We start from the raw sequence: 12,687 nt of genomic DNA, 5'->3' as shown, positions 1-12,687 counted from the left end.
TTCCAGGGACTGCATTTTTTCTGGAGCTTTGATACCCTATCATGCCTATGCAAAAAAGTTGAGTTTATGCCTACTTAGAATATTGCGCCTAGGGCCTCCGCTAATGAACCGAAAAATGAAGCTGGCATTCAAAGGGAAAAGAATCTATAGATGCTGGACATTGGAAATTATTATATCTGAATTATAGCACAGTTAATATTTTCCTAGAAATGATTATATGAAAAGATACGGAAGGTTTCCACATCGAATTTTGGATTTTTATACTATCTAGAGAAAAGTTGCTAACGCAATGGGAAGCTTATAAACTGAAGGTAGAAAAAATCAACCAGGATTGGATGGTGAATGCAATGGCTAAAACAATAGTTGAAAAACTGAATTTACATAAATATGAACGGGTGGCAGTCCTGAATCAGCCAGCCGGGGCGGATTATTTAGCAGAGCTGCCGGATTACGATACAAAGCTTAATGAAAGTGCCTATGATCTTATATTTGCCTTTGTATTGGATATGGATTCTTTAAAGAGAATCGTGGATAAGGTGATCGATAAAAATCATTTAAGTAAAAACGGCTATATTTTTTTGGCGTACCCCAAGAAGGGGAATAAAGAATATGCTACATATATTCATCGTGATGATCTGATGCAGGGCCTTGGTGCGGATTATGAAGGGTATGTTGGCTCGAGTGACCTGAAGTTTGCGCGTATGGTTGGGTTGGATGATGTCTTTACGGTAGTCGGACTTAAAGAAGACTCAAAAAATAGAAACCGTCCCTCTGCCAAAGCAAGCCAATCGGTAGATGATTATATCGGCACGATTTCTGAAATTGAGAAAGATTTGCAGGATTCCCCTGATTTGCTTGCGTTCTATCAATCACTTACGCCAGGGTATCGCAAGGATTGGGCCCGTTATGTGTATAGTGCAAAACAAGAGGCGACACAAGTGAAACGGCGCCAGGAAATGAAAACGATTTTAGGAGAGGGTTATAAGAGCAGGGATCTATATCGAAGGAATAAATGAGGGTGGTGAAGTCTTCCATTCTCTTTTTTCTTGTTCTTTTCACCCTATCAAAAGCATATACTAGACCGAATCGAAACTTAAATCGTAATAATTATGATTTGCGAGGTGGTTAAATATGCTTTTGAAACGCTACGCGGGAAATTTGCTGTTATTGATTCTGCTGTTTTTGCTGCTGGCATTCTTTTTTCTAGGCGATGTGTTCGTTCCCAAAGCAATTGATTTCTCGGACTACCCGATGCTTCACTCAGTGCTCGTCGTGTTTTTGGGATTGTTTTTAGAATCGATTCCTTTCCTGTTCCTGGGGGCCATTGCTTCATCATTCATCCAGTTGTTCATCAGTGAAGAAATCATTCAGCGGATGATACCCAAAAGACCCCTGACGGCCATTTTTGCCGCGATAGCCGCGGCGCTGATCATTCCGGTTTGCGAATGTGCAATCATCCCGGTCGTCCGGAGATTGATTCAAAAGGGTGTCCCGGTCCATGCAGGTGTGGTCTTGCTCGTAACAGCCCCAATATTGAATGTCATCGTGTTCGGCTCAACTTATTATGCGTTCCAAAATAATCCGTCCATTCTATATGGAAGAATCATTCTTTGTGTCCTGACGGCCATAATCGCAGGTTTATTCATTCATATATTCAGCACTAAAGATGTGGTGAAAGAGGACAAGCTGGAACTGGTGCAAGGGCATGTACATGATAGTCAGTCCAGTAAATGGACAAGCTTCATTGATCATACTTCGCAGGAGTTTTTTATGGTCGGCCGATACTTTATCATCGGAGCCTTGTTTGCCAGTGTATTTCAGGTGTTCATGGATCGGTCCGTAATGTCCGATATTGGTCAGGCGCCAATAATAGGCACGGCGTTGATGATGGGAATTGCGTTTGTGCTTTCACTCTGTTCATCGGCTGATGCCTTCGTTGCGGCCTCCTTTTCCCATAGTTTTCTGCCAGGCTCCATACTGGGATTCCTTGTATTTGGCCCCATGCTGGATCTGAAAAATGTTTTGATCATGATGTCTTGTTTTAAACGGAGCTTCGTCGTCACGTATGTCCTGCTTATTTTCGCAGTCGTCTTCAGCCTCTGCCTGATTGCAGGAGGATTGATCAGTAAGGGGGGCTTCTGATGAAACGTTTTTTTATCCAAAGACTTGAAGGATTGCTGCTGCTGGGATTGGGCCTCATGATCTTTAAATTGTATGTTTCAGGATATTTAACGAAATTGATCGCACCCAAAATGGTTCCATATGCATTGGCGGCACTTTTCGCTTTTTTAGTGATCAGCCTTCTCCGAATGAAAAAACAAAAACAAAGTGAACAACATTGTGATTGCGGATCGAATGGGGAGTCTTCGGTCCTGAAATATGGTTTGTTCTTCCTTCCGATTCTTCTGGGCTTCATCCTGACCGATTTTACTTTAAGCGGGGAAGCGCTGGCGAAAAGGGGGATGGCAAAGCAGCAGGCACAGATGGTAAGTTCATATGATTCCGGGAAACATGCGAATGGGGAGAAAATCTCCGTAACCGATGATAATTACTTTGAAGTGCTGGATGATTTACTGAACAACCTCGATACGATCAAGGGGAAGGAGATAGAGATTTCGGGGTTCATATACCGTGAGGATACATTCACAAAAAAACAAATGGCCATCTCCCGCCTCTCCATGTCCTGCTGTGTGGTCGATGCGACGTTATATGGATATATGGTCAACGGGAACGTGGAAGGAATGAAGACGAATGATTGGTATACGATTACAGGGACATTAAAAAAAGGAAGCTATAAAGGGGAACCCGTACCGGTGATCGATTTAAAAGAATCGAAGAAAATAAAGGCACCGGAAGAAGCTTATTTATATGAAAATGTACAAATCATTCAGTAGTATTGAAAAACCCGGCAAAAGGATGTTTTGCCGGGTTTTGGTGCCGAAAGGATATATTATTTTGCCGAACCCGGAAACGGCTGGAAAATCGTGCGCTGCGGGCGGAAAATCGAGAAATGGCGCCATTTGTTCGGGAGCACGTAACATAGTATAATGGCCTTACCATGGATAAGAGTGTAAGGGGGGATAATTTTGTCTTCAAGTAATCGAAACAATCAAATTGGTCCGCCGCGCTTTGCCATTGCCATTCACTCTTTGGTTTGGCTCGCGCAAAGCGAAAAGCTCCTGACAAGTTCGGCAATCGCCTTAAAGGTGAAGTCACACGCCACTTTTTTAAGAAGGGTGATGGCACAGCTTGCAGCTGAGGGGATCGTCGAAACAAAGGAAGGAAGGGAAGGCGGTTATAGTCTGAAGGTGCCTGCCTCTCAGCTTACTTTGGCGGATGTGTATCAAGCGGTACGGCCGGAATGTCTTGTTTGTATGGAAACGAGCGAATGCGGAGAGGTCGGGAAGCAGCTGGATACGGCTTTGGAGGAAATCATGAACGAAGCCGAAAAGGAAACATTGCGCCTGCTAAAGGGCTATACATTGGAAGAATTCATGAAAAAAGTCGACTTCACCAATTTTGAAAATGAGTGTCTGGGCTAATATCCTTGCAAGAGGATACCCAGGATTATATAATGTGCTTAATGCGATTGCATTTAAAACGAGGAGGTATTTACATGAAGGTGGAAATTTGGTCGGATTATCAATGTCCGTTCTGTTATATAGGTAAGCGTCGGTTCGAAGAGGCGTTAAAGCAGTTTGAAAATAAAGATCAGGTGGAGGTCTCATTTCGCAGTTTTGAGTTGAACCCAGAGGCTGAGCGGGATATCAATATGACTCAAAATGAAATGCTGGCCAAGAAATACGGCATGTCTCAAGCTCAGGTGGAAGCGAACAGCCAAAACCTGACTCAACAGGCTAAAGAATTGGGACTCGATTATCAATTGGACAAAGTCGTCTTAACGAATTCGTTCGATGCCCACCGCTTGATGCACTTTGCTGAATCAAAAGGTAAAGAGAAAGAAATGAATGAACGCCTATTTAAAGCTTACTTTACGGAAGGCAAACATATTGGCGATCACGCTACATTGGCAAGTTTGGCAGAAGAGGTTGGCATTGAAAAGTCCGAGACGGAGTCCATGCTGGCAGGAACGGCATTCACGGCAGAGGTTAGGGGAAATGAACAAGAAGGAAGCCTGCTTGGCATTACAGGCGTCCCATTCTTTGTCATTAATCGCAAATATGGAATCTCCGGCGCCCAGCCAACGGAAGCATTCCTCGATACGCTAAAAAAAGTATGGGCTGAGGAAAATCCGCTTACGATCGTGAATGATCCAGCAACAGGCGACGCTTGTACGGACGGATCTTGTAACGTAAAGGAAAAATAGAAGATGAAGAAGGAGACCCCAAACTGGGGTCTCCTTTTTTTACTTAAAAAGGAAATGTCATGTATGGCAAAGAATATAGTGTACAGGATGGCTTTTCCAAAAAAAGTCCGAAATGAAAGGGAGTTAAAGGATGTATATAATGATTGGAATACTAGTCCTCGTGATTGCGTGTATAGTAATTGTCAAACTAATTTCCTATAAATATTGGACATGTATTTATACAGCATTCGGGAATGAAAATTATTATAAGGCGGTTGCGAAATTGGAAAGGGAAGGGATACCCTTCAAAACGAAAACGCCTATGAACTTAGGCACTGAAAACTTTCAGAATCGCCATGAAACCACTCAATATGATGTTTTTGTAAAAAAAGAACTGGAGCATATTGCCCAAAGGGCGATAAATAAGAATTAACAAAAGGTTAAATCGTGAAAATCGCTGTCCTGATGTGGCAGCTTTATTTTTGGCTAGAAAAGGTAGCATGAGGAATTTGAAGCAGGCCATGTTTTGCTTTTTTGGAAACTCACGAGTAAAAGCCCAAAACTTACGAGTATTTGCTCCAAACTTACGAGTATTTGCTCCAAACTTACGAGTAAAAGCCCAAAACTCACGAGTATTTGCTCCAAACTCATGAGGGCGGGACTTATGAAAAGCAAAATGCTGCTAATTCATCTTTCCACTGAATTTATATAAGCTAAAAGAAAGAAAAAGCGTTGTTTTTGATATGGAATCCGTTTTTTATAGTTTCATAGACTGAAAATTTGTATAATGGGTGAGATGGATTTAATTGAATGTACATATAGGAGGGACATGGATGAGTAAGCTTAATGGCAGGACCGTTGCTTTATTGGGGGCGCGGAAGACGGAAGAACTTAGTAAAATCGTTCAAAATCTTGGGGGAGTCCCGCTTGTTCGCCCGGCACAGGGGACGGTTTTCCTTGATGATTCCCATTTGGAAGAGGATGTCACCCGGTTGATGGCAGGGGAGTTCGATTGGATCATTCTCACGACGGGAGTGGGGACGGAATTATTATATAAAACGGCAGTGAAGATGGAAGCGGGAGAGCGTTTCATAGAGGCTTTGCAGTCTATGAAAATTGCAGCTAGGGGCTATAAAACGGTTAATATGCTGAAAAAGCTTGGCCTGCAGCCATTAATCCGTGATGATGATGGCAGTACGGCAGGGCTTGTTCGCAATCTGGAAGGCCATCTGCCTGGAGGTGTAAAGGTCGCTTTGCAGCTTCACGGCGATCCGGCGCCTCTTTTGATGAATTGGCTGGATGAACAAAAAGTGGAACATAAAGAAATCCTGCCATATGAACATATAGCGCCTGAAAAAGAAACGATGCAGCAGCTGATCCAAGAAATCCTTGAAGGCAAAATCGATTCGGTTGTGTTCACGAGTGCACCCCAGCCGCGAAATTTAATGAGATTTGTCCGTGAACAAGGCGTGGAGGATAAGATAGTCGGCCTGTTTGCATCAGATGTAATTGCTCTTGCGGTCGGAAAGGTAACGGCGCAGGTGGTGATCGATGAAGGGATTGAGCGGGTCATATATCCTGAAGATCAACGGATGGGCAGTGCAATGGTGGAGCTGGTGAAATATTATCAAGGAATGGCAAGCAGATAGGGGTGAGTGCGGCATGACCAAGGGCAAGGTTTATTTTGTTGGTGCAGGTCCGGGTGATGAAGGCCTGATTACCGTAAAAGGCCAAAAAGAGATTGAAAAAGCGGATGTCATTTTATATGATAGATTGCTGAATCCCAAGCTGTTGGAGGCTGCCGCCTTCGATTGTGAATTGATATATTGTGGCAAGACACCTTATACTACTGGCATCAGCCAAGGGGAAATCAATGAGCTGCTTGTTTCCAAAGCACTGGAAGGGCATCGGGTCGTCCGTTTGAAAGGCGGTGATCCTGCTGTTTTTGGAAGAGTTGGGGAGGAAGCGGAATCGTTGAAAGATGAGGGTATCCCATTCGAAGTCATTCCGGGGGTTACGTCCAGCATTGCTGCATCCATGTACGCAGGAGTTCCCGTCACACATCGGGATTACGGACGTTCCTTTGCGATGGTGACGGGCCATGACCAAACGAAGAAGGATATAGATTGGAATGGGCTTGTGAGTATAGATACGGTTGCCTTTTATATGGGTGTGGCCAACCTTCCGTCTATCCGCAAAAATTTGATCAATCATGGAAAGCCGGGGAATACACCGGCACTCGTCATTCAATGGGGCACTTATGGAAGACAGGAAAGTGTCGAGGGTACCTTGGATGATATCGTCGAACGGGTAAGTGAAAGGTCGCTTGGCAATCCTGCAATCACCTTGGTCGGGGATATCATTTCACTAAGGGGAAAACTGCAATGGTTCGAAAGGAAGCCGCTTTATGGACAACGGTTTTTAGTGGCCCGGACTGGGACGGCAAAGAGTGCTTTGGCGGAAGCCCTGTATGAACTTGGCGGCGAAGTCATCGAGTTTCCTAAATGGAATGCGGAAAAAGTGAAAATAGAAGAAAGTCAGCTGCTCGCTTTTCTTTCATATGATCGAATTCTCTTCACTTCGCCTGAAAGTGTCCATGGATTCTTGGATTCACTCACTGAACAAGCTATTGATTTCCGCCGGATTTCTTCTAAACTATATGTGTTATCAAGGAAATCGAAAAAGGCTTTGCAGCAACGGGGTCTGACGGCCGAGCTCAAATCCGGGATGCCGGAAGCCGGAACACTGTTAGTTGTTGGAGATCGAAAAAGGGATCTTAGAGATCCGGCACATGGGGACGGAGACTATATTCAATCAATCGCTAAATTTGTCGATGAAAGATTCCTTGAAATCTTTCCGAGAATGCTTGATGGGAAAGCTGTAGAAACGGTATTATTTTCAAACCGGCATTCAGTCGATATGCTGATGCAATATGGGGACAAGGCAAACGTGGATGTTGAAGCGCTGCTAAAACAAGCCTCCATCGGGGTGATCGGGGAAAGTACCGGCAATAGACTTCAAGTCTATGGATTTACATCTGATATGATGCCGAAAGAACCGTCTGTCGAACAATTGGTGGATTTGATCGTGAATAGGAATGTTTTTTAGGCTCTGATAAAAACAGAGTCTATTTCCTTTGCGGGGCTTCGTTATTCACCTTCTATTAATATTGTTGGCGTTCAGTGTTAGGGCCAATCGTGTTATCATTTAATTACGGAACATCACGGAGTACGAAAAGCCCTCACTTACTGCTTTTATTGGCCGGTTCATTCAAAGACAGAAGGTGACTTCATGTTTAATATTGGCGATGTTTTATGACAATTATTCTACCTTGCCCTACTTGTTCTGTTATTCGTTATGGTTGTGAAGGCGGTCCGTTCTTTATAAAACATATGACAAAAATGAATAACCTGGATAATAAAAGAGATGAATTACATGAACGATTGAAAAAGAAGGATGAATGAAGGCAAGGCAGGGGGGCGTTAAAGGATTTGGACGAATTCACCACATTTACACTCAATTTTGAGGAGTAAGGAATAAAAGTCTTTTATTCCTTCACAGATTGGGTATTATATATACGTGACTTTTCCAGGGAGGCGAAGTAAATGAAACGGACATGGGAATACGCATTAAGTATCATAGGCGTGAGTATCGCCGCGATTTTTTTAATCGTGACGATCATAGCGGCCGTCTATCTCAACAGTATCGATTTGAAAGAAATGGTGGACAACTCATTAATGACAGATTCTCAGGAGTTTTCCTCATCTGAGATAGATATGTCAGTCAAATTTTTCATGGGCTTATTATGGGCTGGGATCATATCTCTGTTCATTGCCTTGGCAGGCGGTTTGATCGCTATCTTTCTATTAAAGGGCGGCAAGGCGAAGGGAGCCGGAATCTTATTGATCATTACGGGCATTCTGACGATTTTTCATGTTTGGCCGCTTATCTTCTTCATCATACCGGGTATCATGTGCCTTGTAAGGAAGCCGAGGGAAACGGTGGAAGTGATCGAATGATACGGCATCATACATAGTTTTGTGATTTGAAAACAAAGGAGCTTTCCCGTTAATGCGGGTAAGCTCCTTTTATACTGTAAGGATATTTTAGGGGGGAATACCTTATTATACCTGCAATCACCAGTCTATCATGTTACTATTATTATAGATTTAAATATAAATAGACTGGAGTTCGATCAATGAAAATACCATTATTGAAGGTTGGGGCACTGACCTGTTTAACGCTTGGTTTGTTCAATGGACAGGCTTTTGCGGAGTCTGGTATAACCAATGCGTGTTCATCATTCGGTGAGATTCAACCCAATGAAAATCCTTCCCATAAGCAGATTAACTGCTTAATGACGAATGCGGCAATAGAGGCTGAAATCCCCCCTGAAGTGGTAAAAGCGGTGGCTACACAGGAAAACGGGGATTGGAGGCAATTTAATGAGGACGGTAAACCGATTAAATCCGGCGATGGCGGTATCGGTCTAATGCAGCTTACCAATAAAACTGGATATGACCAGAAAAAGCTGGAAAATGATATAGTCTACAATATCGAGGCAGGTGTCGAGGTCCTGAGTGGCATGTATTCAAGAAGGGATTTGCCCAAGATCAAAGATGCAGGACGAAGGGTCATCGAAAACTGGTATTTCCCTGTCATGGCATATAATGGGACAAAACCAGTTAACAGTCCTCTTTACCAGGAAAACGGGCAAAGAAATACGAATGCCTACCAAGAGGAAGTTTTTGCTGAGATAGAAAACCAAAGTTATTTGAATGATACAAAACTGGCAAAATATCCATTCAAAACATCGGACTTTCAATATGATCGGAATAGCACGGACAATATCATCTTTAAAAATCTTGAATACACACTGACAGATCAAACACATGACTCTGTTTATTGGTTCAAGGCTGGAGACAAAGTGGTGACGACATCAAGCGCGAATATCAGGAAAGAAATAAGCACTACGGCAGGTGCAGTATCTGTTCCACCAAATACAAGCTTGATCATCACAGGGAATTTTAACTATCACGAATCTAAAGGAAATAAATTTGTTTTTTACCCCGTACAAACGGAAGACGGGAAGATTAAGGGGTATGTTTCATCGGCTTACCTATCCAATAGGCTATCAATTGTCGCACCTATCTAGGATACGAATAACCTGTGATTTCTGGGGCTGCCGGTAAATCGATTCCATTCAACTCCACTTTCAATCCTAAAACCAGCGTAAAGGCGAAGGATGATAAAGATGGTGACTTAACGAGTGCCATAGGTGTGGAAGGTAAGGTGGATACCAAAAAAGTGGGCAACTATAATTTGACTTATACGGTAGCTGACAAGGCTGGGAATGTTGCCAAGGTCACAAGGAAGATAACCGTTTATGATCAAGTCAAGCCGGTGATTTCAGGTGCCGGGAATAAAACCATCAAACTCTTCATTCATTCCAAAAACAAACGTGAGTGCCAAGGATAACGCCGATGGCAACTTGACTAGTAAAATCAAAGTGACGGGTACAGTGAATACGAAAGGACCTATACATTGAAGTATACGGTTACCGATTCATCGGAAAATGCAGCGACTGTCACAAGAAAGATCACGATAGATGGCACCAAGCCAGTCATCTTGGGAGCCAATAGTAAAACCGTTGGCTATTATTCGACATTCAGCCCTGAATCGGGCGTATCTGCGAAAGATAACCTGGATGGCAACATGACGAGTAAAATAAAGGTGACAGGTACGGTGAATACAAAGAAAAAAGGTACGTATACATTAAAGTATACAATCACTGATTCATCGAAAAATACTGCAACAGTCACAAGAAAGATCACGGTAGACAGCACAAAGCCTGTCATTTCCGGTGCCAAGAGCAAAACCATTGCCTATAACTCGACATTCAATCCTAAATCAGGTGTATCCGCAAAAGATAATCTTGATGGAAGCTTAACAAGTAAGATCAAAATAACAGGGACTGTGAATACGAAGAAAAAAGGCACCTATACATTGACTTACACAGTTACGGATAAATCGAAGAACAAGGCGGTAGTAAAAAGGGAAATCACCGTTAAATAGAAGGCCAAAAAGGATTCCCTGATTAGGGGAATCCTTTCAGAATGTAGACAAACTCGATGAAAATCGAGTTTGTCTACATTTTTTTTGGCTTGTACAAATTTGGACGTTGATTTCCACTTCAGGCACTCGCTTTCCGCGGGCGGTCCGGGAGCCTCCTCGGCGCACTTGCGCCTGTGGGGTCTCCCTTAGACTCGCTATTCCCGCAGGAGTCTCGCACCTTCCGTTCCAATCAACTATGTTTAATATTTCAGATAGGACTCCTTTTGCCTACAGTCTTTTTTGTTTTAATATAGAACTATTAAAACTTGAGGTGATGAGGATGTTTTCGAAACATCATTCTAATCAGCGATATCAACTTGAAATGATTACTTTAGATCAACTCGTGCCGGCGAATCATTTGTTCGTAAAATGGAGGCTTCCATGGACTTCACTTTCATTATTTTTTGATGTCTGAATGTGTTTGGCTGAAAGATAGGCATATATAATAGTAGAAAGTGTCCCCAAGGGTGGAGTGGGTATTGATAAAAATGTTATAATTGTAAAAACATGTAATGATAAGTGATCTGAAGGGGGATTGTTTATGGGCAAAGAACACGGGCATGTGAACTGGATGGATCAGATTTTCAAGGAATATGAAAGAGAAGGCGGGCTGAAGAATAATCCTGGCTTTGGTAAACCGCTTCCGGAGTCGGCGCTGTCTGGAAATATATATGACAACTTCTTGACGAAGGCCAAGGATGCCGGCTTCCTTCCGCTTTGGATAAAATGGCAAAAAGAAATTCACGAATGGGTGAAATAAATGAGAAAGTCCGTACATATTATGCGATTTGTCCAACTAAAATGCAGCGCAGGGAAATAGAGTTGGAAAGCATGGAAATCCAGTGTGGAAAATGGAAGTAAATGACAATGTGTAAAATGTGGGTATTTCTATGACGTGATCATGAAAGGATTATGTTATAATGGCATGAATAAAAAACAGAGAGAGGGACTTCGATTGGAAAAAAGAAAAGAAGTTTTTTCATGGATAAAAGCGATATTGATTGCAGTCATTCTAGCTTTTTTAATTCGAACGTATATTTTTGCACCGATTGTCGTGGACGGTGAGTCAATGATGCCGACTCTGCAAGACCACGAAAGAATTGTTCTTACCAAGTTTGGAACGAATATCGATAATATAGACCGGTTTGATATTGTCGTTTTTCATGCAACGGTAGATAAAGATTATATAAAAAGGGTTATCGGTCTGCCAGGTGACCATATTGAATATAAAGACGATACGCTTTATATTAATGGGAAAGCTTATGAAGAACCATACTTGGACAAATATAAGAATCAGATGCCATCAGGAGTGCCGCTGACTGAATCCTTCAAGCTCGAAGATATTACAGGCAGCATGACAGTGCCGGAAGGCCAGTTGTTCCTTATGGGGGACAATCGCCAAAATAGTTTGGATAGCCGTGAAATTGGCACGATTTCCGTCGATGAAATCGTGGGCAAGGCGAATCTAGTGTATTGGCCGATCAATGAAATAAAGATTGTGAAATAAGAAGAAGCGGACTCGGGTATCGAGTCCGCTTTTATTGTTGCCGATTTTCATCCTTAATGAGGAAACTGCCATACAGGTATTTCAACAAAAAACGTGTCCATTCTTCTTTTTTTTCTATTTTTTTTTTGAAAATCAACTCATTTGGGTTAAATTAGGTTATCCTATTAAAAAGAAGTAATCACGTTACCCAGGCCCGCATAAGAAAATGGATTACTTTAATAAAGGGTGCTGAGATGGAGTACTTTAGATGGATATAGTAAAAGATTTAATATCAAACTATGGTTATTTTGCGATATATGGATTGTTGGCGATTGGGATTATTGGCTTGCCGGTACCTGATGAGTTCATGATGACTTTTGTCGGCTATTTGTCATCCATTTCCGTTTTGAATGTCCAGGGAGCTTTCCTTGTCAGTTTCCTTGGCTCGATATCCGGGATGCTTGTCAGTTATTTCATCGGAAAAAAGGTGGGGAAGCCTTTTTTGAGGAAGCATGGTAAGTGGATCAAAATGACCCCCGCGAGGTTGGAAAAATTGGAGAAATGGTTCAATAAATACGGTCCATGGACGATTATCATCGCCTATTTCATTCCAGGAGTCCGTCACTTCGCCAGTTACATTTCCGGTATGAATGGAATGGGGAAACGAAAGTATTTTATCTTTGCAGGAGCAGGGGCATTCAGTTGGTGTTTGGTATTTACGACTTTTGGCTATTTCATCGGTGTGTTAACTTAACTCATTACAACTTACAAAATTTCTTTA

Annotated in this window: 15 protein-coding genes; all 15 read left to right on the top strand. The window is 42.4% G+C overall.

All coding sequences use genetic code 11. From position 1 onward, the window contains the following. Nucleotides 1–347 precede the first annotated feature (347 nt). The 15 genes from AC2YHV_RS06480 (at nucleotide 348) to AC2YHV_RS06410 (ending at nucleotide 12,660) form a co-directional block, all read left to right on the top strand. Complete coding sequence (locus AC2YHV_RS06480; RefSeq protein ID WP_278089134.1) at nucleotides 348–1,016, top strand: YdeI/OmpD-associated family protein; 669 nt, start codon at nucleotides 348–350, stop codon at nucleotides 1,014–1,016. A 115-nt stretch (nucleotides 1,017–1,131) separates the two neighbouring features. Then, nucleotides 1,132–2,142, top strand: coding sequence for a permease (locus tag AC2YHV_RS06475; protein ID WP_487372837.1), 1,011 nt, complete (start codon nucleotides 1,132–1,134; stop codon nucleotides 2,140–2,142). Then, nucleotides 2,142–2,894 (top strand): TIGR03943 family putative permease subunit, encoded by a 753-nt coding sequence (locus tag AC2YHV_RS06470; RefSeq protein ID WP_098864046.1) that lies wholly within the window; start codon nucleotides 2,142–2,144, stop codon nucleotides 2,892–2,894. Before AC2YHV_RS06475 ends, AC2YHV_RS06470 begins: the two co-directional genes overlap by 1 nt. A 192-nt stretch (nucleotides 2,895–3,086) precedes the next feature. Beyond that, entirely contained in the window at nucleotides 3,087–3,542 is a 456-nt protein-coding gene (locus AC2YHV_RS06465) for an RrF2 family transcriptional regulator (RefSeq protein ID WP_052137319.1), read from the top strand. Between the two features lie 74 nt (nucleotides 3,543–3,616). Further along, nucleotides 3,617–4,327 (top strand): DsbA family oxidoreductase, encoded by a 711-nt coding sequence (locus tag AC2YHV_RS06460; protein WP_487372836.1) that lies wholly within the window; start codon nucleotides 3,617–3,619, stop codon nucleotides 4,325–4,327. A 139-nt stretch (nucleotides 4,328–4,466) separates the two neighbouring features. After that, complete coding sequence (locus AC2YHV_RS06455) at nucleotides 4,467–4,739, top strand: hypothetical protein (protein ID WP_057276754.1); 273 nt, start codon at nucleotides 4,467–4,469, stop codon at nucleotides 4,737–4,739. Between the two features lie 400 nt (nucleotides 4,740–5,139). After that, on the top strand, nucleotides 5,140–5,955 hold the full coding sequence (locus AC2YHV_RS06450; RefSeq protein WP_063575456.1) for a uroporphyrinogen-III synthase: 816 nt from the start codon (nucleotides 5,140–5,142) through the stop codon (nucleotides 5,953–5,955). 13 nt (nucleotides 5,956–5,968) lie between these two features. Then, on the top strand, nucleotides 5,969–7,414 hold the full coding sequence (gene cobA / locus AC2YHV_RS06445) for a uroporphyrinogen-III C-methyltransferase (protein WP_487372835.1): 1,446 nt from the start codon (nucleotides 5,969–5,971) through the stop codon (nucleotides 7,412–7,414). Between the two features lie 497 nt (nucleotides 7,415–7,911). Then, nucleotides 7,912–8,325: a DUF4064 domain-containing protein gene (locus AC2YHV_RS06440; RefSeq protein ID WP_057276751.1), complete on the top strand. Its 414-nt coding sequence runs from the start codon at nucleotides 7,912–7,914 to the stop codon at nucleotides 8,323–8,325. Between the two features lie 179 nt (nucleotides 8,326–8,504). After that, on the top strand, nucleotides 8,505–9,461 hold the full coding sequence (locus AC2YHV_RS06435; RefSeq protein WP_487372834.1) for a transglycosylase SLT domain-containing protein: 957 nt from the start codon (nucleotides 8,505–8,507) through the stop codon (nucleotides 9,459–9,461). Between the two features lie 14 nt (nucleotides 9,462–9,475). Further along, nucleotides 9,476–9,784 carry an immunoglobulin-like domain-containing protein gene (locus tag AC2YHV_RS06430; RefSeq protein WP_487372833.1) on the top strand — a complete coding sequence of 103 codons (309 nt, stop codon included), beginning with the start codon at nucleotides 9,476–9,478 and terminating at the stop codon, nucleotides 9,782–9,784. A 66-nt stretch (nucleotides 9,785–9,850) separates the two neighbouring features. Continuing rightward, nucleotides 9,851–10,381 carry an immunoglobulin-like domain-containing protein gene (locus tag AC2YHV_RS06425; RefSeq protein ID WP_487372832.1) on the top strand — a complete coding sequence of 177 codons (531 nt, stop codon included), beginning with the start codon at nucleotides 9,851–9,853 and terminating at the stop codon, nucleotides 10,379–10,381. Nucleotides 10,382–10,961: 580 nt separating this feature from the next. Further along, nucleotides 10,962–11,180: a DnaJ family domain-containing protein gene (locus AC2YHV_RS06420; protein ID WP_413003447.1), complete on the top strand. Its 219-nt coding sequence runs from the start codon at nucleotides 10,962–10,964 to the stop codon at nucleotides 11,178–11,180. Nucleotides 11,181–11,375: 195 nt separating this feature from the next. Further along, nucleotides 11,376–11,927, top strand: a complete 552-nt coding sequence (lepB, locus tag AC2YHV_RS06415; RefSeq protein ID WP_223255759.1) for a signal peptidase I — start codon at nucleotides 11,376–11,378, stop codon at nucleotides 11,925–11,927. A gap of 247 nt (nucleotides 11,928–12,174) precedes the next feature. Further along, complete coding sequence (locus AC2YHV_RS06410; protein ID WP_034309313.1) at nucleotides 12,175–12,660, top strand: DedA family protein; 486 nt, start codon at nucleotides 12,175–12,177, stop codon at nucleotides 12,658–12,660. The last annotated feature ends 27 nt before the right edge of the window (nucleotides 12,661–12,687 follow it).

It is taken from the genome of Peribacillus sp. SRI_006, from assembly GCF_057586375.1.
Note: the sequence above shows the minus strand (reverse complement) of the source record. Positions and strands in the feature narration are given on the sequence as shown.